This is a genomic window from Bacterioplanoides sp. (genome assembly GCF_965226395.1).
GTDB lineage: Bacteria > Pseudomonadota > Gammaproteobacteria > Pseudomonadales > Oceanobacteraceae > Bacterioplanoides.
On the sequence record NZ_OZ245358.1, the window covers coordinates 3,605,163 to 3,627,785 of the forward strand.

At 48.6% G+C, this 22,623-nt stretch carries 18 protein-coding genes; 7 read left to right on the forward strand and 11 right to left on the reverse strand.

All coding sequences use genetic code 11. The features are described 5' to 3' along the window. Window positions 1-109: 109 nt before the first annotated feature. The 7 genes from ACO05E_RS16515 to ACO05E_RS16545 form a co-directional block, all read right to left on the reverse strand. The gene (locus ACO05E_RS16515) at window positions 110-2,272 is read right to left on the reverse strand and encodes a DUF6351 family protein (RefSeq protein WP_421722752.1); all 2,163 of its coding nucleotides are present in this window, start codon (window positions 2,270-2,272) and stop codon (window positions 110-112) included. Further along, the gene (locus ACO05E_RS16520; protein WP_419810589.1) at window positions 2,269-4,740 is read right to left on the reverse strand and encodes a putative bifunctional diguanylate cyclase/phosphodiesterase; all 2,472 of its coding nucleotides are present in this window, start codon (window positions 4,738-4,740) and stop codon (window positions 2,269-2,271) included. Before ACO05E_RS16520 ends, ACO05E_RS16515 begins: the two co-directional genes overlap by 4 nt. Before the next feature lie 20 nt (window positions 4,741-4,760). Continuing rightward, complete coding sequence (locus ACO05E_RS16525) at window positions 4,761-5,777, reverse strand: extracellular solute-binding protein (RefSeq protein WP_419810590.1); 1,017 nt, start codon at window positions 5,775-5,777, stop codon at window positions 4,761-4,763. Window positions 5,778-5,914: 137 nt separating this feature from the next. Beyond that, entirely contained in the window at window positions 5,915-8,119 is a 2,205-nt protein-coding gene (locus ACO05E_RS16530) for a DUF6351 family protein (protein WP_419810591.1), read from the reverse strand. A gap of 111 nt (window positions 8,120-8,230) precedes the next feature. Further along, complete coding sequence (locus ACO05E_RS16535; RefSeq protein ID WP_419810592.1) at window positions 8,231-8,761, reverse strand: CreA family protein; 531 nt, start codon at window positions 8,759-8,761, stop codon at window positions 8,231-8,233. 27 nt (window positions 8,762-8,788) lie between these two features. After that, window positions 8,789-9,796, reverse strand: coding sequence for a rhodanese-related sulfurtransferase (locus ACO05E_RS16540; RefSeq protein ID WP_419810593.1), 1,008 nt, complete (start codon window positions 9,794-9,796; stop codon window positions 8,789-8,791). Between the two features lie 165 nt (window positions 9,797-9,961). After that, window positions 9,962-10,189: a hypothetical protein gene (locus tag ACO05E_RS16545; RefSeq protein WP_419810594.1), complete on the reverse strand. Its 228-nt coding sequence runs from the start codon at window positions 10,187-10,189 to the stop codon at window positions 9,962-9,964. 174 nt (window positions 10,190-10,363) lie between these two features. Between ACO05E_RS16545 and ACO05E_RS16550 the strand changes: the two genes are divergently transcribed. Then, the gene (locus tag ACO05E_RS16550; RefSeq protein WP_421722753.1) at window positions 10,364-12,088 is read left to right on the forward strand and encodes an endonuclease/exonuclease/phosphatase family protein; all 1,725 of its coding nucleotides are present in this window, start codon (window positions 10,364-10,366) and stop codon (window positions 12,086-12,088) included. A 70-nt stretch (window positions 12,089-12,158) separates the two neighbouring features. On the opposite strand, the gene ACO05E_RS16555 is transcribed toward ACO05E_RS16550, so the two are convergent. Continuing rightward, window positions 12,159-12,938 (reverse strand): SDR family NAD(P)-dependent oxidoreductase, encoded by a 780-nt coding sequence (locus ACO05E_RS16555; protein WP_419810596.1) that lies wholly within the window; start codon window positions 12,936-12,938, stop codon window positions 12,159-12,161. Window positions 12,939-13,234: 296 nt separating this feature from the next. Between ACO05E_RS16555 and nhaD the strand changes: the two genes are divergently transcribed. Next, on the forward strand, window positions 13,235-14,479 hold the full coding sequence (nhaD, locus tag ACO05E_RS16560; RefSeq protein ID WP_419810597.1) for a sodium:proton antiporter NhaD: 1,245 nt from the start codon (window positions 13,235-13,237) through the stop codon (window positions 14,477-14,479). A gap of 90 nt (window positions 14,480-14,569) precedes the next feature. After that, a complete protein-coding gene (locus ACO05E_RS16565) occupies window positions 14,570-15,463 on the forward strand; it encodes a haloalkane dehalogenase (RefSeq protein ID WP_419810598.1) in 894 nt (297 codons plus the stop codon). An 83-nt stretch (window positions 15,464-15,546) separates the two neighbouring features. Here ACO05E_RS16565 and ACO05E_RS16570 read toward each other — a convergent pair whose 3' ends face one another. Beyond that, on the reverse strand, window positions 15,547-15,999 hold the full coding sequence (locus tag ACO05E_RS16570) for an acyl-CoA thioesterase (protein ID WP_419810599.1): 453 nt from the start codon (window positions 15,997-15,999) through the stop codon (window positions 15,547-15,549). Window positions 16,000-16,246: 247 nt separating this feature from the next. Here ACO05E_RS16570 and ACO05E_RS16575 point away from each other — a divergent pair, with 247 nt between their 5' ends. Beyond that, on the forward strand, window positions 16,247-16,957 hold the full coding sequence (locus tag ACO05E_RS16575; RefSeq protein ID WP_419810600.1) for a substrate-binding periplasmic protein: 711 nt from the start codon (window positions 16,247-16,249) through the stop codon (window positions 16,955-16,957). 23 nt (window positions 16,958-16,980) lie between these two features. Here the strand turns inward: ACO05E_RS16575 and ACO05E_RS16580 are convergent, their stop codons facing one another. After that, window positions 16,981-17,661 carry a substrate-binding periplasmic protein gene (locus ACO05E_RS16580; protein WP_419810601.1) on the reverse strand — a complete coding sequence of 227 codons (681 nt, stop codon included), beginning with the start codon at window positions 17,659-17,661 and terminating at the stop codon, window positions 16,981-16,983. Window positions 17,662-17,887: 226 nt separating this feature from the next. Here ACO05E_RS16580 and ACO05E_RS16585 point away from each other — a divergent pair, with 226 nt between their 5' ends. The 3 genes from ACO05E_RS16585 (at window position 17,888) to ACO05E_RS16595 (ending at window position 21,088) form a co-directional block, all read left to right on the forward strand. Then, window positions 17,888-18,127, forward strand: coding sequence for a DUF3297 family protein (locus tag ACO05E_RS16585; RefSeq protein WP_419810602.1), 240 nt, complete (start codon window positions 17,888-17,890; stop codon window positions 18,125-18,127). A gap of 305 nt (window positions 18,128-18,432) precedes the next feature. Beyond that, window positions 18,433-20,733, forward strand: coding sequence for an SIR2 family protein (locus ACO05E_RS16590; protein ID WP_419810603.1), 2,301 nt, complete (start codon window positions 18,433-18,435; stop codon window positions 20,731-20,733). A 145-nt stretch (window positions 20,734-20,878) separates the two neighbouring features. Then, entirely contained in the window at window positions 20,879-21,088 is a 210-nt protein-coding gene (locus tag ACO05E_RS16595) for a DUF3297 family protein (RefSeq protein ID WP_419813634.1), read from the forward strand. An 88-nt stretch (window positions 21,089-21,176) separates the two neighbouring features. Here ACO05E_RS16595 and ACO05E_RS16600 read toward each other — a convergent pair whose 3' ends face one another. Next, complete coding sequence (locus ACO05E_RS16600) at window positions 21,177-22,589, reverse strand: coniferyl aldehyde dehydrogenase (RefSeq protein WP_419810604.1); 1,413 nt, start codon at window positions 22,587-22,589, stop codon at window positions 21,177-21,179. Window positions 22,590-22,623: the final 34 nt, after the last annotated feature.

The following is a 22,623-nucleotide window of genomic DNA, read 5'->3' on the forward strand; positions in this document are numbered from 1 at the left end:
GGAGAGATTGTGTTTTTACTCACAAATGAACGATTGGCTTATTTTGTTACCAGACTTTTTGTGATGATGGCAAAAACCGGGAACTTTTCTTCTGATCAGGAACGTAAGATTACTGAATAGCAGCATCCGGCTGCTGATAGTCACACACGCCATCCGGAAAGATTTGTTGTAACTGCTGTCGATAAGGTTCCACATTCAGAGGCTGATATAAACCCTCACGAATGGCCCGTTCAACCGAAATACGCTGACAAAACAGAGTTGCCGCTGCCGCCGAATCCCCCGCAACCTGACGACTGCTGCGGAAAAACGGAAACACCCGGCTGCAGGCACCGTCAGGCTGTTGATTCCAGGCACCGTCCCAGACACCCTGACCGGATGCAATCACCTGCCCCTGAGCATCCAGGCAACGATCAACGGCTTGTGTTGGTGGGCGCGGATCATTCTGATCAAGCCAAACCTCCATCGCCTGTAAGGCCTGCCAACGGGCGAGTTTATAATCGTTATGGCTGATCCAGATCGCGTGTTGATCAGGGAAAGAGGCAGGGGGGCTACCCGAGTAATCGAGGATACGTTGCCGACTGGAGAGCGCTGCCCAGGAATGGTGAATATTCAGCTGGTTGTCACGGTAACGGCGTACATCAATTAACGGCATATTTAACCGTCCGGTAAACAGGTGGCCCGCGTTATAAGCCCCCCGGGCGGCATCAAGGCTGCCCGGTAGTCTGGGGGCAAGTTTCATGCTTTTACCAAGGTGTGAAAAGTTAGCGCGTTGGTACGGAGAAAAATTCAGCAACGAAGGCTGTTGGCTTAATAGCCAAAAATTCTCGGGCTGTAATCGGGACTGAGGTTGCCAGCTGCCAATTTTGCGGTTGATATCGAGGAAGTGCTGAGCGCTGATTTTTCCGGCTTTCCAGGCCTCCAGCCCATATTGCACGCCAACATTGCTCCACGGTACCTGGCCATATCCCAGAGCATCGGTGCCATAAATTAACCGGTTGTCCTGCCAGTGACTCCAATGGGTATTGTTTAACACCGAATCGCTATAACGCCCATGATGACTGTTGAATCGTGGGTTATTCACCAGCTGCACCGAACCGCGCCAGGCGTAGTTACACTCGGTGGCTCCGCTGCGCCGAGGGTGCGGTTGTAAACGCAGGTGGTTGGTGATTTTTTCCAGCCATTCTCCACGTGGGCTTAAGGCGGGTTGATACGACAAACCAGACACCCAACTGCGATGCTGAGCCTCTTGCCAGAACAATTTATCGTCAGCCAGATAATCAAAATAATACTCCAGCAGCGGGCAATCTAAGCCGTAGGTGATCTGACTGACCATATCCGGGTAGGCATCCACTGCAATACCAGCCTGCAAGAGCTGAGGGTTATTCTGGGATAATAAATATTGCTGCAGAGCACCGCCGGAATCGCCCATGCCAATGGTGTATTGGGGTTTACCATAGCGCTGAATAAATTGTTGTTTTACCCGTAGTGCGGTGTCTTCCTGCAGGGTGATGTTGTAGTGGTTGTCGGTTTCGTTGCCGGTGGAAAAGGCAATGGCATAACCTTGTTCCAGTGCGGGTTTCATATCGCGGATAATACGTCTGAGGCGTAATTTCCCTTGTTGGTAACCAATGCCAATCGCGCCTTTAAAATGATAAATCAGCTTGCCATTCCAGCGGGACAGGTCCGGCTGATCCTGAGTGTCTTGCGTCGTGGTGGGAAGCAGCAAGGCGTAGATAAAACGATTGATGGTGCCGGTTTCAACGCGTATCGGAAACGAGGTATTGGCCTGTTCGGCGGGGATTAATTGCCAGCGGGTGGCAAGCAGGCAGTCTTTGCTATAGCCAATAACGGTTGAAGTGAGTTGGCCTGACGCACTTTCCTGAAAAACCGGCGTGCCTTCACCATTGTGATTATCGACTACGGGTTGCCCTAATCCGGACTCAAATGACTGACATAAAAACGGGTATTGTTTCGGGCCGGAAAATAACGAATCAGACGGGCCGATATCACCATAAGCAATGGGAAAATAAAATACCTCAGCCGGTCGGGGGTGTTGCCATGGCGGCGGGCCAGAATAAGCGGGCTGGTTTACTATATTTGCGGCAGTGTTTGAACTTGTAGCGGGTATGGATGCAACAATGGGGAAGGGCGAGGGGATTTGCAGTAACTGTTTCAGGTATTGGTGTGCGGCCAGTTGCAGCCCGGCCAGCACAATACTGCTGTAAAGCAGTACAACGGAGACTCGATACAGGAGCCGCCTCGCTGATCTCATGCTGTATTGGTCTTTGTCATTGATAACACCTCGGTCATTGGTAACACCTCGGTCATCGGCAATGCCCCCGCTTGATGTTTGCATACAGTGTAGTCGAGCTTGTCGGCGGGTGTTGGGCGTGCCAGCAAATAGCCCTGCAACATATCGCAGCCACAATCCTGTAAAAACTGCATTTGCTCGTGGGTTTCGACTCCTTCAGCCACGACTCGTAAGCCCAGCTCCTGAGACATAGCGACAATGGCGTTACAGATGGCGCGGTTGTTATGATCGTTGGGGGTATCTTCAACAAACGCCCGGTCGATTTTAATTTCATCCAGTGGGAAGCGTTTCAGGTAGCTGAGCGACGAATAACCGGTGCCAAAATCGTCCACCGACAGCTCAACGCCCAGCGACTTCAGTTGCTGCAATAAGCGAATATTTTTTTCCGAGCTTTCCATCAGAATGTTTTCAGTCAACTCAAAAATAAATTGCTCCGCTCTGAGCTGATGCTCATTCAGCAGCTGACTGACTTTTTCGATAAAGTCCGGGTCTTTAAACTGGACGCTGCTGATGTTAATCGCCAGTTTGATATCCAATCCCTGCTTCTGCCACTGCTGCATATGTAAGCAGGCCTGCTGCAACACCCAATGACCAATTTCAATGATGTAATTGCAGTTTTCTGCCACGGGAATAAATTCCCCCGGAGATATCCAACCTTCGTCCTCGTCGTACCAGCGTAATAGTGCTTCCATAGAAAGAATCTGCTGGGTGTGAACGTGCATCTGCGGCTGGAAGTACAGCTCCAGCGCCTGATGGTCGATGGCTTTGCGTAATTTATTCTCCAGTTCCAGCTGGCGCAGCACCTGCTGATTCATCGACTCGGAATAAAAATGGTAATGGTTTTTGCCCTGAGACTTAGCGTGGTACATGGCAATGTCGGCATGTTTCACCAGCGTGTCGGCATCACTGGCATCATCCGGGTAGCTGCTAATGCCAATGCTGGCCGATATCTGAATATCATAGCCATTGAGTGTGATGGGCTGGGTCAGCAAGGTCAGAATACGTTTGGCAACGATTGCTGCATCTTGAACCTGATTTAAATCCTGCAACAGCACCACAAACTCATCACCACCTAAGCGATACAGGTTGACGCCGTGCTCTGGCTGGCTGTTTGGTTCGCAAGTATGCAGTGCCAGCAGGTCCTGATGGCGCAGATTGCTCTGCAGGCGTCCGGCGACTTCGGTTAATAACGCATCACCAATATCATGCCCCAGGCTGTCGTTAATGCGCTTAAAGTTATCCAGATCAATAAATAACACGACCACACAATCGTCATGACGAATAGCATTGTTGATGGCGGCTTTGATGGATGCCTGAAATTTGCGCCGGTTCGGCAGGTTAGTCAGCGGGTCAATATTGGCCTGCTGATACAACGCCTGATTTTTGAACTTAAGCTGCTCAGACATCTGATCAAAATGCTGTGCCAGTCGTGCCAGTTCATCCTTGCCTGTGGTATTTAATTTGTTGCTTAACCGGTATTCAAAATCACCATTACTGACTTTGCTGATGCCCTGCAATAAATGACGCAGGCGTGAGGCCAGAATACGACCGATAACCACCGAGATCACAATCGCTGCCAATAGTGAAACGGCACCCAGCAATAATAAAAACCGGCTGCGTTTTTTGTTCAGCTTCAACATGTCACTTTGTGCCCGGTTAATGGCGTGACGTACCTCGGTATTAAAATGGGAAATGGACTCGCGCATTCCTGACCAGGAATCGAGCACATTAATTTCCGCATCTGTTAACGACAACAGTTCGTTACTGCTGTAGCGGCTGGCTTGCTGATACTCCAACAGTGCCGTGCGGGTGTAGTCCAGCTCAGACAGCAGCTTCTGGATGGTGGTGTCATTGCCATCAGCCCAGTAAGGCAGATGCAGCAAGGTTGTTTTGATGCCATCCAGAATGGCAAAAAGATCGTCCAGGCTGGACTCTTTTTTCACCAGAAAGCGAACAAATGCGGATTCAATGGCGATCACTTTTTCAATCAGATCATCTCGTTCAGCCAGATCTAATACCGGCGTGGTTTCTATATAGCCGTTAATCAGCAAGAGCTGGCTGATAAAGGTGTGTTCGAAGTCACTCAGGTCGTCTGTGAAATGCTCAACGCTGGTAAACAGTGCCTCAATGGCCTGTTTTTGTTGCGGTGGATACTGCGTCGGTAACGCCTGTTGTAATGCCTTGATGGCCAGAATCAGGTCTTCACGGGAAATTTTCTGATGGCGGATGTGGCGATAAAATTGTTGGGTGGCGGTATCGAGCTGGGTGCCAACGTGATACACCGCCTCCTGCAGCGGAACCTTATTTTTTAATACAGAATCCAGCATCGACATGGTGTTGCGGCTGAAATAAATGCCTGCCGTGACCGCCACAATCAACAGTGTGGTGAGCAATGCAAAGCCGAGGTTTTTGATGGTATTAAAAGTCATAGCGCTGCATGGCGATCGACTCAGCGATAACCGGCTTTCTCCATCAGACGGGTGGCGTATTGCTGCAGACGCCCGGCATTGGTGAGGTTGTTCTGATCCGCTTGCAGTTCACCCCAGGAAAGCACAGTTGCTGATGGCGATACTTCTGGATTGGCCGGATATTCCAGATTCAGGCGGGCAAACAGGTGTTGTGCCGCAGGCTGCGACAGCCATTCCAGAAAATGTATTGCCTGTTCCTTATTAGGGGCATGGCGGGTAATGCCCGCGCCGGAGATATTCAGGTGCACACCGTGATTCTCAGCGGTGGGCCAGAACAGTCGCAGTGAGGTTTGTGGGTTGTTCAGCTGATGACGACCGAAGTAATACGAGTTGATAATACCCACATCACAATCACCGGCTTCGATATGGCGAATCACCGCGCTGTCTTTGGCCAGAGGTGGCATGGCCAGATTGGCAACCCAGCCGGAGACAAAGTCGCTGGTGGTTTTGACACCATAACGATGAATCAGCATAGCCACTAACGATTTGTTATAGACCTTGGCGGAGGTTCTCAGGCACAAGCGCTCATGCCATTTTGGATCAGCCAGTTGCGGGTAAGACACCAACTCATCCGAACTCACCCGATCGCTGTTGTAGACCAGTGTTCGGGCCCGGGCTGATAAGCCATACCACTGACCTTTTGGGTCTCTCAGGTGAGCTGGAATATTGCTTTGCAGCACTTCAGATTCAACCGGAGCCAATAATTGCTGGCGGCTGGCAAACCATAAATCACCGGCGTCCACCGTCATTAATAAGTCGGCCGGGGAGTGACTGCCTTCGGCCTGCAAACGCTGAATCAGCTTATCCGACTTGTCGGTAATAAAGTGGATGGTGTGGCCGGTTTCCGCCTGATACAAATCAATCAGCGGTTTGATCAGGCTTTCTTCCCGGGCGGAATACAGAGTTAATGTGGTGGCGCTGACCGGAATGGCAGTGAACATAGCCAAAAGCAGTAGTAATAATCCGGTGCAGTAACGGCGTGTAAGTGTCTGAGACAACGTCAGTTAAACTCCTGATGATAAAAGTATTGGTAGCATTGAATGTTATTATAGCTACAGATGAGAATTGTACTCATCTGTATTTGGTGACGAAGTGTTACGGTTTTGCATCGTTTGTGAGTCATTGAATGTGGGTATTAGTGTTTTGCAGGTGGCCAGGCGCGATCTGGCTGCGAATAATCACACACGCCTTTCGGAAAAATTTGCTGTAATTGATTCTGGTAAGGGCGCATATCCAGTGGTGCGTACAGGCCTTGCTGAATTGCTTCCGTTACGCTGATTCGCTGGCAGTGCAGGGTTAAACCGCTGATGGCATCACCTGCGACATTACGGCTGGATTGATAAAACGGCATCTGCTGCTGGCAAGCGCCGGTTGCTTTATGATTCCAGTCACCATCCCAAACGCCATCACCGCGGGCAATAACCTGGCCTTTGTCATCGAAACAGGTGTCTTGAGGTGCAGTTATCTCTTGAGGCGTAGGTTGAGGTCTAGAACTGCCCTGACTAAGCCACTGATCCATTGCATCCAATGCCTGCCACATCGGATTAAAGCCGGGTTTACTCATCCAGATGACGTGATTTTTGCTGTCATATCCAGCATCGATAATACGTTGACGGGTAGCGGCGCTGGCAAACGCATGATGAATATCCAGCTTATGATCCAGATATTGGCGCACATCAATTAACGGGGTATTGAGCTGTCCGAGGAAGATCATGCCTGACTGATAAGCGGCCCGGGCGGCACTCAGGCTGCCTTCATAGCGGGGTGCCAGATTGCGGATGCTGCCTTCGTGGGTCATATTGTGCTCGCCATAAGGGCTGAAACGGGATAAATCGCTGTCCATGCTGCGATACCAGTAATGCTCCTGTTTCATCTTGGCAGCGGGCTTCCAGCTGCCAATGCGGCTGTTGAGCTCCAGAAACTGCTCCACGCTGATGCGTTGTTGGCGCAAGGCTGACAAGCCGTACTGTACGCCTTCATTACTCCACAGTGATGGGGCGTGCCCCTGGGCATCGGTGCCATAAATATGGGCATTTTCCTGCCAGTGTGTCCATTGGGTAACGGAACGAACCGCGTCACTGAAGCGGTGCATATCGGTATGAAATAACGGATTGTTGACCATAGCGACTGAGCCTCGCCAGCCGGCATTACATTCTGAACCGGGAGGCTGCTGTTGGGGCCAGTCTAGGTTGATTGCCTGAGCAAAACGATACAAGCCCGCCAGCATCGGCGACTTGCGGTAATTATTACTGAGCCCCATCACCGCCTGACGATTAACCGGGTTGCGCCAGAACACGTTATCACTGGCGAGGTGATCAAAATAATACTCCAGCAGCTCACAATCGAGGGTGTAGGTTAACTGGGTCACCATATCCGGATAAGCAACCACAGCGATCGAGCCGTCAATAATGCCCGGATGATTCTGAGATAATAAAAACTGCTGAATCGCGCCACCTGAACCACCAAAACCAATGGTGAATTGTGGCTCGCCGTAGCGGCTGACAAATTGATGCTTCAACCGCAGTGCGGTGTCTTCCTGCAGCTGAATGTTGTACGTGTTGTCGGTTTCGGTAGCGGACGAAAAAACAATGGCATAACCTTTTTCCAGCGCGTAGCGCATGTCTTTGGCCATGCGATGCATGCGCATCTTACCTTGTTGAAAGCCGATGCTGATGCCACCGCGGAAGAAATAAATCAGTTTGCCATTCCAGCGCGATAAATCCGGCTTATCGATGTGGTCGGCAAAGCTGGTGGGCATCAGAATGCTGTAAAGATGACGGTTAATGGTGCCACTTTCGGCGCGGATTAATAAATGCACATCCCGTGGAATACCCAGATGATGATCGTCCTGGCGGCGGGGCTTGCGCTGTTCTTTATCATGAAAATAGAGGTAATGATGGCGGGTCGGCAGGAGGCAGTCTTTGCTGTAACCAATCACCTGCGGGGTTCGCTTACCGGACAAGGTTCTGGCAAACACCGGCACGCCCCAGCCATGGTGGTTATCAATCAGGGGTTGCCCGAGCCGCGAGTCTTCGGTCTGGCATAGAAACGGATATTTCTCGCTCTCGGCGAACAATGGCCGGCTGGGGCCCACTTCGCCGTACTGAATCGGAAAATGGAACGTTTCATCCGGCCTGGCTGATGTTGCCGGGTGTAAACCATTAAAGGCCGGGCGGTTTGGTGTGACAGAACCCGGTGGCAGTCCAACGACCTGAGGGTAGTCGGTGATCAGTCCGAGTTTGGGAAGAATGCCCTGAATATAAGCGGCGCTGACACCCAATATCAGGGTAAATAGCAGAACAAACAGCAGGCCAATCGCTACTCTGGGACGTTTACTCACAGGCCACCTCATGATCGCTGACTATCTGTTCAGTTTAGCCAATGATCATAAGATGGGTGAAAAAGAGTTATTTAAGCTTGGGTTGTTTCTTAAGCTTGGGTTGTTTAAGTCTTATTGCTGTGTCGGAGCCGATTGCCAGGCCTGCGTGTTGTGCAGTGGCACGGTGCTCAAGCTGTGTTTGTAACTGCCGTTCACCTCTTTGGTGGAGTAGGTCACATACATCAGTGTTTGTGAACTGGCATCAAAGATGCGGCGGGTTTTTAAGGTTTTCAGCAAGACGCTTTTGGACTTGCGGAAAATCACTTCTCCCGAAGCAGAGAGATCGATCTGAGCAATCATCTCTGCGGTAATTGGCCCGGTCTGGCGGCAGGAAATAGAGGTGTCGCTGGGGTCGGAGAAATCCAGATCCGCTTCAATACTGGCAACGTGGCAGGTAACTCCGGTGACCACCGGGTCCTGCAGCACATTGATCTTAATGTCCTTGGTGGTGAATAACCCAAGGGAAACATCGCCCACCTCAGACTTGTCACAGCCACTCAGCAACAGCGATGCCGCCAGTAAGACCAGTGCCGAACGTGCAGTTGATGAAAGTGCAGTTGACGAAAGTGCCAGTCGCACAGCGTGCCCGTTGTTCCGTTTCATGTTTATTCCCTGAATCATGCCATGTTATTAGCTGTTCAGCTTACGTTGTTGCTCTTTTAATGCCAGCTTTTCCTGACGACGCTGCTCAATCACTTGTTGCAGATCGGTGCCGAGATGGTCTTCACCACGCTGTTTGGCAAGCTGCATCTGGCGTTCGCGCTGTTCAAAGCGGGCACGTTGTTCTTCGGAGTATTCATCAAAACAGTGATGGCAGCTGACGCCAGGAACATACTTCTGCGACGTTTTGTCATCTTCGGTGATCGGGCGGCGGCAGGCATGACACTGGTCGTAACTGCCTTTTTCCAGCTGGTGATCAACGGTGACCCGGTTATCGAAAACAAAGCACTCACCTTCCCACATCGACTCTTCCGCCGGGACTTCTTCCAGATATTTGAGAATGCCACCTTCCAGGTGGTACACCTCTTCAAAGCCTTGCTCTTTCATATATGCAGTGGACTTTTCACAGCGGATGCCGCCGGTGCAGAACATGGCGACTTTCTTCTGTTTGCCCGGGTCCATATTGTCTTTTACGTACTGCGGGAATTCGCGGAAGGTTTTGGTATTCGGATCAACCGCGCCCTTGAAGGTGCCTACTTCCACTTCATAGTCGTTGCGGGTGTCTACCAGTACCACATCCGGGTCTGAAATCAGCGCATTCCAATCCTGAGGTTTGACATAGGTGCCAACCACTTGTTTCGGGTCGATGCCTTCGACACCCATGGTGACAATTTCTTTCTTCAGTTTGACCTTGGTACGGTAGAAGGGGTTGCTGTCGTCGAATGACTCTTTGTACACGATGCCGGCTAAACGCTCATCCTGTTGCAGCCAGCTCAGCAGCGCATCAATGCTTGCACGAGAGCCGGCAACCGTGCCGTTAATGCCTTCGCTGGCAAGCAATAATGTACCTTTCACATCGTGCTGCAGCATCACATCCAGTAATGGCTGGCGCAGTGCTTCAAAGTTGTTGAGGGTTACAAATTTGTACATGGCGCATACAACCACAGGGTTGCTGTCTGCCTGAGAAGAAATTGTCATTCGAGGTACCTTGCTGGCCGGAGCGTAAATCCGGTGCTGTTTGTCTGATTGGTTGAACGCCTGCCTAGGGCGGGTGTTGCTGATACAGGTTTTCAGGGGCGCGGATTATAGCCGGGTGTGCCTGAGATAACACCCGGCTAAATGTAGGGTTATTGCTGCCGAATGCTATTGCTGTTGATAGACATAGGCTTCGGTTTTCGACGGGTCTTTCAGATCGTCCATGGTCGGCTCGCGCTCGGCCCGCAGTGCCACCCAGGCAGCGACATCTTCACGCCATTCTTCAACCGGGCGAATCAGTGGCGCGGCCAGAATTTTGGCCTCAGTACCTCGGGTCGCAAACACCAGATGTTCATTCACTTTGTAAGCTTTTAAGGGTTGGGGCGCTTGAGGCACGGGGCATGGCTCCTGAACGGGAAAACAACATAAAACAGCAGCGCTGTTATACCAGTCTTTGTGGGAGACGCAAAATTAATAATAAAGTCATAAAAATGTAACATTTGATAAGTCGTTGGGTTAACATTTGTAATCTCAAACAGGAATAATTATCAAAAAGGCTAGTAAGGAAGTATGAAAACCCGCAACAACGCGACATTCTTGAAATCTCTGTTATCGCTCACCGCGTTATCGGCTTCGGTGCTGGTGAATGCCATGTCAGAAGTGCCGGAAACACTGAATACCGAGGTGGTGCTGACCAACAGCACACTCGACACCCTGACCGTGACGTTGCAGGGCGATGCCCGTGCTGAAGCGGTCGCCCATGAGATTCCTCCGTTGGCAACCCGCACGGTGGCTAAGCTCGGACGTGACCACGATACTCATCGCGGTCTTGATATTCGTTTGTCGGCTCCGACGTACAGTTTCACACTGACTCAACAAACCCAGGGCATCGATTTGAGTTTTGCCGCTCAGTCGAGTGACTGGCAAGTGGCGGAGCAAAGCGACGAAGAAATCCATCGCTTCAGCGTTAATCTTGCAGCTGCCAATGCGCAATTGGCAGTGAAGGGTACAGATCTGGATGAGGGTGGTTCGCTGCAGTACATCATCCAACCGCAACAACCAAAACCGGCGTTAGGTGATGCCGGTGACTTTTCTGTTCTGAGTTACAACATCTGGGCAACCACCGTATTTGGTTCGCAGAAAGTCAGCACGCGTCTGGAACAAATGCCAGAGGTTATGGCCGGTTATGATGTGCTGGTACTGACCGAAGCCTTTGACCTGGCACCGCGCAATACGCTGTTGAATACTCTGCGCAGTGAATACCCATACCAGAGTGGTGAAATCTTCCGTGGCGGTAAAATCCTGCAGTCCGGTACCCGCATTGTGTCCCGCTGGCCGTTTGAGATCGAAGATGCTGATATCTTTGATGAGTGTAATGCCATTCAGTGTGCGGCCACTCGTGGTGTAATTTACGCCAAAATCCACAAGCAGGGTAAGCCTTACCATGTGTTTGCGACACACACTCAGTCGTCTGATGACGATGCAAACCGCAATGCCCGCAAAGCTCAGTTACAGCAAATGGGCGATTACATTCGTAGTCTGAATATTCCGGCGGATGAACCGGTGATTATGGCCGGTGACTTCAACGTCAATAAAATTGGCTTGCCGCAGGATCGCGACTTTATGGAAGCGGTTCTTGATGCTCAGGAGCCTCAGAATGAAGGTCATAATCTGAGCTTTGACTCCAATACCAACCACTGGGCAGAAGCGCCTTACCTGGAATATCTGGATTACACCTTGTTTGGGCGTAACAACCAACAGCCTGAGTCGGCTTCGCAAACCATTATTGCTCCGCGTTCAACGGTGGATGAATTGTGGGGAGTATGGGATCTGTCGGATCATTATGCCGCGGTGGGTGAGTTCCGCTTTGATGCGTCCGCCGTTGTACGTGCGCCATTCCCATACTTTGGTGATGTCGTGCATTTGCGTACTCATAATGGCCACTACCTGCGCGCCATGAGTGGCGGTGGCAGCTTTATTTCAGCGGGTTCCGATAACATCGGCACCTGGGAGAGCTTTGTGCTGGAGCAAGCGGGCAACGGAAAAGTGCTGTTGCGCGCCCGTGACGGCCATTATGTCGAGCTGGACTCGTACTTAGTTGGTACGCTGACTGCCACTAATCACGATAAAGGGGCTGCGGCTCAGTTTGAACTGGTTGATCGTGGCAATGGCCAAATCGCTTTGAAGGCGGATAACGGTCGATTCCTGCGTGCTGATTTTGCTGGTGGGGCGGGTGCAAGCGCTGGAGCGGCAGCAGCTGACGACTGGGAAACCTTTACTCTGGTTCGTCCGTAACTCAGTGGTGCATGCCTCTTTTATCGAGGCATGCATTTTCTCCGAGCATCCTCTCAAACGAGCATCAGGCTCAGGTTGAGGAACTCATAACCAGCGCGGTAATGGCTAAAAAAATCCGACGTGGCAGCAATACTTCATTGGCAACCATGATGCGATTAAGCCAGCCATGAACCACCCGGCGCTTACCTTTGAGGGTGGCATCAACGGCTTGTTCGGCAACTTTACGTGCTGACATTAAAGCAATGCGGTTAAATACGCCGATTTTTTCAGAACCAGCATGCTGATGAAATTCCGATTCCGTAGGCCCCGGGCAACTGGCGGTTACCACCACGCCTTTGGCTTTGTTTTCCTGCCAGAGTGCCTCAGATAATGCCTGAACAAAGTTTTTGCTGGCGTGATACAGCGCCAGATTAGGCCCGGGCATCAGGCCCGAAACTGAAGATATATTCAGAATATAGCCCTGACGATTTTGTTGCATTGCCGGCAAGTAATCAGCAATCAGAGCGGTTAATGCGGTGCAGTTTAAGTCGATGGTGCGTTGATAGTCGGTCATGTCGGTTTGCTCAAACTGACCAACATGCCCAATGCCAGCGTTATTGACCAGAAACTCTGGTGTGATCCCCAGTTCTTTCAGTGTGGCTTTTAATTGTTGACGCGCTGCCGGTTGCGAAATATCTGCTGCAATCACCTGAGTGGAAATACCAAACTGTGCAGACAGGCTGTCGGCCAATTCCTGCAAACGCTGTTCGCGACGGGCAACCAGAATTAAATGATAGCGGCGCTGTGCCAGTGATTTTGCGATTTCTGCACCGATGCCAGATGAGGCGCCGGTAATAAGTGCCCAGCCCATAATTGGTTACTCCTGAATTTTGTTGTTCTTTTTTTGCGCTATTATCGTTGTTATTGCTTTCAAGCTATTTTTATAGCGTGGTGATGAGGCATTGTTTTTACACAGAACAGATTTTGCCCTGAATGAATTTTGCTCGGAAAAGAAAGGCAGGCACAGGTTCAATAACGACGATTCTGTCGCGCTATTGCCGCAGCCCACTTGCCATTTCTGCCAAATAAGCGTCTAATTTGTGCGCTTATTTAATCGCCTTGCAATGAGGCGAATTCGCTCTCTTTTATCTCAAATTAAGAACTCTCATGACGATTGCTATCATCATTATTGCCGCGATTGGCTTTTTATCCATTATTCTTGAAGAAGTCATTAAAATCGATAAGGCCAAATCGACCCTGTTTTGGGGAACACTTGCCTGGTTTGTTTATTTTATCGGCACTCACGATGCTTCGAACCCGGGCTTAGCGACCGGTGTGCACCACACTTTTAATGAAAACCTGCTGGATATTGCCTCGCTCTGGTTGTTTTTATTTGCCGCGATGACGTTTGTTGCGTATCTGTCGGAAAAAGGTGTGATTCAGACCATGGCCTCGGCCTTGCTCCCGCGGCAGATTGGTCTCAAATCTTTATTGTTTTTTATTGGCGGTTTTGCCTTTTTATTTTCATCGCTGGCCGACAACATTACCGCAACGCTGGTGTGCCTGGCATTAATCAATAGCCTGCATTTAGATAATCGAATGAAGTTACGCTATGCCGTCGTCGTGGTGTATGGCGTGAACGCCGGGGGCGTATCGTTAATTACCGGTGATGTGACCACTCTGATGATTTTCCTGGCGGGCAAAGTAGCGATTGCCGATTTATTAGGATTGATTATCCCGGCCTTTATTTCGGTGATGGCTTTGTGTGTGTTGTTGAGCTTTGGCCTGAAAGGGCAGCTGGCGATTGAGAAAAGCAAAACGGAATTGGATGTGGTGGACTGGACCATCACCGGATTGTTTTTCTTAACCATTCTGACGGTGATTTTTGCCAATGTGTTTTATGGCGTACCACCGGTATTAACCTTCTTGTTTGGCCTTGGGCTGATGTTTATGGTGGCGCAGTTTATTGATAAACAAGAGCCGCTGCTGGATTACATTCGTAAAATTGAATTTGATACCTTGCTGTTCTTCTTGGGTGTGCTGCTGTTGGTGGGCATCCTGAAAGAGGTGAAAGCACTGGATTCCATTTTGCTGATTTATCAGCACCTGGCTCCGTCGCTCGCGAATTACCTGCTGGGTATTATTTCGGCGATCTTTGATAACGTACCACTGACCTCGGCGCTGCTGAAATCTGGTATTGATATGTCGGTAAACGATTGGCTGGGGCTGACGTTCTCGGTGGGTGTCGGTGGTGCCATGCTGTCGATTGGTTCGGCCGCTGGTGTAGTGGCGATGAATAAGGTCAAAGGTCTGACCTTTATTAACTACCTGAAATACACCCCGGTGCTGCTGATTGCTTATAGTGTTGGCTATCTGCTGGTGATCTGGAGTCGTCAGTTGTTAACAGCTTGATCTGAGGGATACGGAGAGTTGCGGGAACTTTCTGTCTGGGCCAGTATCCTAGCTGGCTCTAATTGTTTGATATGTAAACAGGAATCTTTTATGTCGACAGAAGATCGCGTCACCAGTCGTTACACCAAACAGTTTGCCAGCGTGCATGGCAAACAAATGGCTTATATTGATGAGGGTGAAGGCGACCCGATTGTGTTTCTGCATGGCAACCCAACGTCTTCTTACCTCTGGCGCAATGTGATGCCACACCTGGAGGGCAAAGGACGCTTGATTGCCCCAGATCTGATCGGTATGGGAGACTCCGATAAACTGGATGATTCCGGCCCGGATCGTTACACCTATGCCGAGCACAAACACTACCTGTTTGCGCTACTGGAGCAATTAGGCGTGACCGCGAATGTGACTCTGGTGATTCATGACTGGGGCTCAGGTCTGGGTTTTCATTGGGCGCATACACACCCGCAAGCTCTGAAAGGAATCGCTTTTATGGAGGCGATTGTGGCACCGATGCCGGGTTGGGAATCTTTCCCGGAAGGCGGACGTCAGGCCTTTCAGGCACTACGATCACCGGCCGGTGAGGGCATGATTCTCGAAGGTAATGCCTTTATTGAGAAGGTATTACCCAGCTCCGTTATTCGTCCATTAACGGATGAAGAAATGGCCGAATACCGTCGTCCATTCCTGCAAGCGGGTGAAGATCGCCGACCAACACTCACCTGGCCGCGACAATTGCCGATTGATGGCGAGCCAGCTGACGTGGTGGAAATTATTGCCGCCTACGCCAAGTGGTTATCTCACTGTGATGTACCCAAGCTGTTTGTGAATGCAGAGCCAGGCGTGTTGCTGTGTGAAGGCCCGGCTCGCGACTTTGTACGCTGCTGGCCAAACCTGACGGAAGTGACGGTAAAAGGGCTGCATTATTTACAGGAAGATTCACCGGATGAGATTGGTCAGGCAATTGCTGACTGGCTGTCAGCTCTCTGAGTTAAGACTGTGACCATTTCCTGCTAAAACAAAAAATGCCCGCGACTGATGCGGGCGTTTTTATGCCTGTGGCTATGTATCAGTTATGCCTGTGGCAGGGTATCAGCGTACGTTGTTTTAAAAATCTCCGGCATTCGGGCCGGGCGGCCATTTTCCAGATTGGTGCAGATGTAGTCGGTTTTAGCGCGCAGCAGGGTTTTCTGGTCACTGATGCGCACTACCTGAAATACCCGGCTGGCGCGCAGCTTGCCATCGTTATTGGTTAGCCAGTTAAACACCACAATTTCATCGTTAAGATAGGCCGATGCCAGATAATCAATTTCATGGCGAACCACGGCCATGCCGCGCTTTAATTCCATGCAAGCGTGTTCAGACAGGCCCACGCTGCGGGTATGTTCCCAAACGGTGGCGTCCAGCCATTTCAGATAAACCGCATTATTCACATGACCATAGCCATCAATTTCTTCTTCAGAAACGGTGAAGGATTTTCCAAATGCATTGGGATGGTCGGCCAGTTGTAAGATATGTTCGTCCATTGTTTACTTCTTGTTCCGGCTTATGATTGGATTGAACGAAAATCTATCACGATAGTTATCAAGTCTGAATAAGATAATAAGAAAGCTCAGGTAGAAAGAATCCAACTTGAGTCTTGCAGTAATGGCACCGAGCCAGTTGGCTGGTATCAGGGATTTAACAAGTGAAAAATTGGCAATGGACTTTGTAAAAAAGATTGGCTTGAACGTGCTCCGGATTCTGACTCTAACAGGAATGAATCTTTTGCTGATGTCAGCAACTCATGCTGATAGTTGTGACGTTGTAACCGTCAATGGCTCTGATGTTTGGCAGCCCGTATCCTATCGTGACGGCGGTCAGTTGGCCGGGATTGCTCCGGATATATTACGCCGGGCCTTTGCTGAGATTGGGGTTGCGGTTGAAGTAGCTGCCCCACAACCCTGGAAGCGATTACTTGATAATGCTGCCCTTGGAGCAACCGATATTGTTGCGGGTGCCTATGTTAATGCTGAGCGTGCCAGAAAGTATCACTACAGTGACGCGCTTTTTGCTGATGAAGTCCGGATTTTTGTGAAGAAGGGGCGTGAATTTCACTATCAGACACTTGATGATCTGGTCGGTAAAAGCGGCGCTATGCCATTGGGGGCTTCTTACGGCGAAGCGTTTGATCGTTATGCTGACGAACACTTGCAGCTTTATGAGCCGGGCAGCTATCCGGCGATGTTTCAGATGCTGATCACCGGGCGTATTGATTATGTGGTTCTGGCGCATCTTGATGGTGTGGCTGAGCTGCGGAGCACTAATTTGAACAGTAATATTTCCATTCTGCCGAACCCGGTAGCGGTTAATGAGGTTTATGCGCTGTTTTCCAAGGCGTCGCCATGTTCTGGCTTGCTTGAGCGATTTAACCAGCGGCTGCATGCTTTAAAAGAAAGTGGTGCTATGCAGCAAATTGTGGACGGATATCTTCGCTCCGAATGATAGGGGCTAGTCAGAAGATTCAGTTACTGGTGCCGATAACGCCCCCAGCCATGTTTATCGTAGAGGCGCTGCACTTGCCCTTGTTGCAACAGCAGGTTGAAGCCCTGATCAAAGGCATTGCGCAGCTCAATACCCCGCTCGGTGTTGCGGAAGCCGATCAGCAGTTTCAGCCGAAGAATAGGGGTGGCGGTTAATTGTTCCTGACTGAACGCAGATATCTCCAGTTCGGGTTCAAATAAGCTTGCCGGAGTTAAAAACGCGGTGAGCGCCTGGCCGGCGAGGAGCATCTTCAGTGCATGCTCCTGGGAATTGACCTCCCGGGTTTCAACCGGAACATTCATATAGCGATCGAAGCGAAAACTCCTCAGCCATGCCAGGTTTTTGCCATACAGATCGGCCTGGGACTGTATCTGCTGATCGTTGCGGCTGACGGCCAGGATGACATCAATATCCAGGTGGTGATACGAATAAACAGCCTGCTCAACCTCGGTGGGGTAAGAGCCCAGCCAGGCATCGGCTTTGCCATGAATCACTTCTTCCACTGAGCGGGCATAGGGTGCGTGAGAAATCTCCACAGAGATATCCTGTGTCGCAAAGGCCTGTTTAACGAGATCCCAATACAAACCCTCGCCGTTTTCCTCTGTTGCACCCGGCCACAGATCACTGACAATATGAATCGATCCCGATTCTGCCTGTGCTGCCAATGCCGGTATCAGAGTCAGGAGCAGAATAAACCGACGAATACTGATCAAGGCCACCTCTGCTGGTTGTTTTTATTTGAGTCTAGACCGAGGTTGTCATGTCACTTGCCTGTAAACGAGTGTCTTTTTGTTGCTACTGAAATGTTACAAAAAGAGAGTTTGTTGTTTCGGTTGGGTATCCCGCCTACAATGGCGCTCCTTTTTACATGTCCACTGTCAGGTTGTAATCATGAGTGACAAGCCAGCTTTACCCGATCAATTGTCTGTTAACCCGAAGAGCAAATTCTACGCAGAAGAATTTTTTGAGCATGAAGTGGGTATTCGTCTGAATGGTAAGGAACGCACGAACGTAGAAGAATACTGCATCAGCGAAGGCTGGATTAAAGTGTCTTCGCCAACCGCTAAGGATCGTTTTGGTCGCCCGATGCTGATGAAGTTGAAGGGGGAGGTAGAGGCTTTCTATAAGTAAAGCCTGCTTAAGGCATCTGCGGATGCCAGTAGAAAAACGCCCAGCTAATAGCTGGGCGTTTTTCGTTGTGCGGTGCTTGGAACGATTGTAGTCGCTTCGGTCCATTGTCTTGACTTGAGGTGCTATCTTATTGATATAGATATTTGGTAGTATCTGGCTCATTAATAAATGAGTCTGCCACGGTTGTACTGCTCTTGAGATTTGAGGGTAGAGGCAAGGAGTAATAATGGTGTGATAATTACACGGACTACTTTCTATACGCTCGATTGTTAGCCAAATAAATTGATTGAATAGGGAAGAATGTTATGGAAATTCAAAATAAAGCAACATTTGAAGCATGTTTGAAAAAGGGAGTTAACTTCTTCTTAGGGGCAGGCTTTTCAGTTTTAGCAGAATCTAAGGCAGGAAATCTTCCTGTGGGAGGAGGGCTTTTAGATGAGTTGAGAGCTAAATTCCCTGGGAACTCTAAGGCTTTTGACTTGGCCAGATTATGTGCGGTAATAGCAACAAAAGATAAGCAGGGACTGGACTCGTTCTTAAGAGAAAGGTTTAAGGTTGCTAGTATTGATGATGCTTATTATTCAATATTTAATGTTAGTGTTCGCAATATATTCACAACTAATGTGGATGACCTTTTGGAAAATATATATAGCACGAGCAAAAATGCATACTTAAATAATGCAACAATGAATGGAGCTTCATTCTCAGATAAGAAAGCAATTGATCTATATCACCTTCATGGGTCAATTCATGATTATGAAAATAAAATGCTTTTTGGTCCGTTGGATATGGCCGGTGCATTCTCAAATGACCCTGCCAAGTGGCTTCACTTTAGAAATTTAATGTGCAAATACCCTACAATCTTTTGGGGTTATGCATTGCAGGACGCAGGTACGCTTCAGGCTCTTTCTGACGTTATATCTGACAATAATATGAAAGACTCATGGGTTGTTCTTCATCCTGATTATTACGATGAGTCTGAAGCTGAATACTATCGCTCTATGGGATTAAAAATAATAATATCGGATACGGAGGAGTTTCTTGGCTACATAGGGTCTATTGGTGGAAACTTAAACGAAAGTTATGTTGAATCTGATGAGTTGGTGTTTTTCCCTGAGTATTCTATTCCATCTAATACATCCGTAGAGCATAAGGCTATAAGTGACTTTTATAAAGGAGCTAACCCAGATTGGAGTTATATTTATTCATCCTTAATTGCTGTTACTGGTTATTATGATGACATACGGGAACTTATGAATAATGGTAAAAATGTTCTTATTACTGGAGGTGCAGCAACAGGGAAAACAACGTTGTTGATGCAGCTGTCAGCTCACTATGAGTATGATGGTGCAAAGATGTATATCAAGGATCTAAGTCCTGAAAAGGCAAGGTTGTTGGTTTCTAATATTTCTGGAAGGCGTGTGCTTTTGTTTATCGATGAATTTCAATCATCGCTTGAAGCTTTGTCTATTCTGTCAAAAAATAAAAATGTGAGATATGTTATAGCTGAGAGAGACTACGCCTACCTTTCTTCTAGTAATTACAAATTTTTCTCAAATAATTGTGAGGTTATAGATGTCACAAATATAAATCGAGAAGATGCACAAAAAATATACTATAAAATTCCTGAGGATTTGAGAAGGCCTCGCTTTAAGCATGAGGAGAGGGACTCAATTTTTGAACTAATTGAAAAAAATTGTCGTTATCCTGACATTAAGTCCCGTTTTGACATGGTTATTCGGGATTTAGAGAAAGTTGATGGTCGGCTTGTGGAAATGTTTTTGCTTATCTGTTATATGCATAGATCAAGAAGTGTAGCATCTATGGATGTTCTTATTTCATATTTCTCGGGGCGCGCAGAGTATGTGCAAATATATGAACTAGTAAACCTACTTGGTAGTAGCGTAAATGATTATGTGGGTGTAATGAGGAAAGAAGAACAAGACTATTTTAGTATTCGCTCCAATCTTCTGGCGGACCTGATAAACGATAAGGCACCAGCTAGACATATGTCTAAAATGTTGACTGAATTTCATGTCAATGTTAGCAAAGTCTCAATTCCAAATTATAATGTTTTCAAACGAAAGGCTTATGATGCTTGGATTTTTGAACGAGCTTTTCCGGATATCAATGATGGCTGTTCTTTGTATGACATGATTTACTCTAAATCCGGCTCTCCTTTTAATATCCAGCAGAAAGCGCTTTACTTGTCAAGGAGAAAGGAGCACGATTTAGCGTTCGCAGAAATTGATAGGGCTGTTGCGAAAGGGGGGTCTAGAAACTGGGCTATTAAAAATTCGTACGCAATTATTATGTTTAAGGCTAATATTAATCGCTCTAAGTCTGATGATGTTGATAAAGCATTGATAGAAAGCATGAGAGTTTTAGAATTTTGCTATAGTTCTGATGTTAGAAAGACCTTTCATGCTATGAAATATGCAGATCAAGCTATTCAATATCATGCTAAGTATAGAAATAAGGTCGCCCTTCAGTTTTTGGAGAAAGCAAAGTCTTGGCTTGCAGAAGAAATTGAACAAACAAATCGTGTTGGGGATGCACGCCGAATGCTTGAAAGATGCAAAAAAGCTATTCAAACTTATTCTTAGGGTGATAAAAACTCGAAATTAAAATTAATTTTTAGTATAGCTAGTTTCTTGAATATTACTCTTGATTACCCTTTAAGGTCGCTCGTTTTTACACTATCAAAATCTAGGTTGTAACAATGAGCGATAAGCCAGCCCTGCCAGACACCTGTCTGTTAACCCTAAAAGCAAGTTCTACGCAGAAGAGTTCTTCGAGTACGACGTCGGTATTCACCTGAACGGCAAAGAGCGCACGAACGTCGAAGAATACTGCATCAGCGAAGGCTGGATTAAAGTCTCTTCGCCAACTGCCAAAGATCGCTTTGGTCGCCCAATGCTGATGAAGCTGAAGGGTGAGGTAGAGGCTTTCTACAAGTAAAATTCGCTCTCAGGATTTTCTAAAGCCTGAATAAAAAACGCCCAGCAAATAGCTGGGCGTTTTTCGTTGCGCGATATAGTCTCGAAGACTAAATACGGAACTTCAGCAGCGTATTAATCGCCGTTTTAAACACCGACCCATACGGCGGTGCCAGCAGCAAAATAATCTTAGAAGTCATATTGGACTGCTTAAACACAGGACGCAGTTTAGAAAACTCTTTAAAGCCTTCTTCACCGTGGTAATGGCCCATGCCGCTGTTACCGATACCGCCAAATGGCATATCGTGCTGAGCAACATGGAACAGGCTGTCGTTGATGCACACGCCACCCGACAGGGTTTTATACAGCAATTCATCCTGAGTTCTGGAGTTGTTGGTGAACATATACAGCGCCAGCGGACGCTCACGTTCGTTCACGTATTCAACCACTTCATCCATCGACTTATAGGTTTTCACCGGGAAGATCGGACCAAAAATCTCATCCTGCATCACAATCATGTCATCGGTTGGATTAACAACGATGTGTGGTGCCATTTTTTGCGCCTCAGCATCCAAGGTGGTGCCCTGAGTCAGCTGAATCACTTCTGCGCCTTTGGCTTTGGCATCTTCTAACGTGGCTTGTAAACGGTTAAAAGCAGACTCGTCGATGATGGCAGTAAAATCAGGATGGCTCAGATCTTTGTAGCGCTTCTGCATCACGGCTTTGGCGTGAGTAACAAACTCATCGACTTTGCCTTCGGGCACAAACATATAGTCTGGTGCTACGCAGGTTTGACCGGCATTCAGGAACTTGGTGAACGTCACTCGTTCAGCGGCGGTGGCAACATCATAGTCTGGTGCCAGAATAGTTGGAGATTTGCCGCCCAGCTCCAGTGTCACCGGGGTCAGGTTTTTCGAAGCAGCTTCCATCACGACTTTACCGGTAGCAGCAGAGCCGGTGAACACCATGTGATCCCATGGCATGGATGAGAATTCGCGCGCAGACGTGCCCGGAATAACAGACAGTACGTCGTCGCTGATAGATGCCGAAACCAGCTCATCAATCAGACGGCACAGATTCTGTGAATTAGCCGCCATCTTAACGATGCAGCGGTTACCGGCGGCGATGGCGCTGATAGCCGGGCTTAGTGCCAAAAACAGCGGGTAGTTCCACGGAGTAACAACACCGACCACACCTTTAGGCTGAGGAATCAGTTTATTGTTGGCACCAATAAAGGCCAGGCCAACGTGGCGGCTCTTTGGCTTCGCCCATTTCTTAAGGCGCTTTTTCACGTAAGTGACCGAGCCTAATAATGGCATTAGCTCAAGTAGCAGGGTTTCATTTTTTGAGCGGCCGCCGAAATCTTTATCGATGGCGTCGCAGATACGATCCTGATTGTTTTCCAGTAGCTGGGCCAGCTTTTCCAGGGTGTCTTTACGTTCCTGGAGGCTTGGGTAAGCGTGTTGGCGTGAAGCTTCGTATTGCTTTTTGTACGTTGCCTGGAGTCTTTCTGATGGATTCATAGAGTTGGCTTCTTTGAAGTTATTAGAGTTTTTG

Excerpts from the sequence above, each read along its gene's own strand:
- ACO05E_RS16515 (WP_421722752.1), bottom strand. The coding sequence starts at position 2,272 with ATGAGATCAGCGAGGCGGCTCCTGTATCGAGTCTCCGTTGTACTGCTT.
- ACO05E_RS16520 (WP_419810589.1), bottom strand. The coding sequence starts at position 4,740 with ATGACTTTTAATACCATCAAAAACCTCGGCTTTGCATTGCTCACCACA.
- ACO05E_RS16535 (WP_419810592.1), bottom strand. The coding sequence starts at position 8,761 with ATGAAACGGAACAACGGGCACGCTGTGCGACTGGCACTTTCGTCAACT.
- ACO05E_RS16540 (WP_419810593.1), bottom strand. The coding sequence starts at position 9,796 with ATGACAATTTCTTCTCAGGCAGACAGCAACCCTGTGGTTGTATGCGCC.
- ACO05E_RS16550 (WP_421722753.1), top strand. The coding sequence starts at position 10,364 with ATGAAAACCCGCAACAACGCGACATTCTTGAAATCTCTGTTATCGCTC.
- ACO05E_RS16555 (WP_419810596.1), bottom strand. The coding sequence starts at position 12,938 with ATGGGCTGGGCACTTATTACCGGCGCCTCATCTGGCATCGGTGCAGAA.
- nhaD (WP_419810597.1), top strand. The coding sequence starts at position 13,235 with ATGACGATTGCTATCATCATTATTGCCGCGATTGGCTTTTTATCCATT.
- ACO05E_RS16565 (WP_419810598.1), top strand. The coding sequence starts at position 14,570 with ATGTCGACAGAAGATCGCGTCACCAGTCGTTACACCAAACAGTTTGCC.
- ACO05E_RS16570 (WP_419810599.1), bottom strand. The coding sequence starts at position 15,999 with ATGGACGAACATATCTTACAACTGGCCGACCATCCCAATGCATTTGGA.
- ACO05E_RS16575 (WP_419810600.1), top strand. The coding sequence starts at position 16,247 with ATGTCAGCAACTCATGCTGATAGTTGTGACGTTGTAACCGTCAATGGC.
- ACO05E_RS16585 (WP_419810602.1), top strand. The coding sequence starts at position 17,888 with ATGAGTGACAAGCCAGCTTTACCCGATCAATTGTCTGTTAACCCGAAG.
- ACO05E_RS16590 (WP_419810603.1), top strand. The coding sequence starts at position 18,433 with ATGGAAATTCAAAATAAAGCAACATTTGAAGCATGTTTGAAAAAGGGA.
- ACO05E_RS16600 (WP_419810604.1), bottom strand. The coding sequence starts at position 22,589 with ATGAATCCATCAGAAAGACTCCAGGCAACGTACAAAAAGCAATACGAA.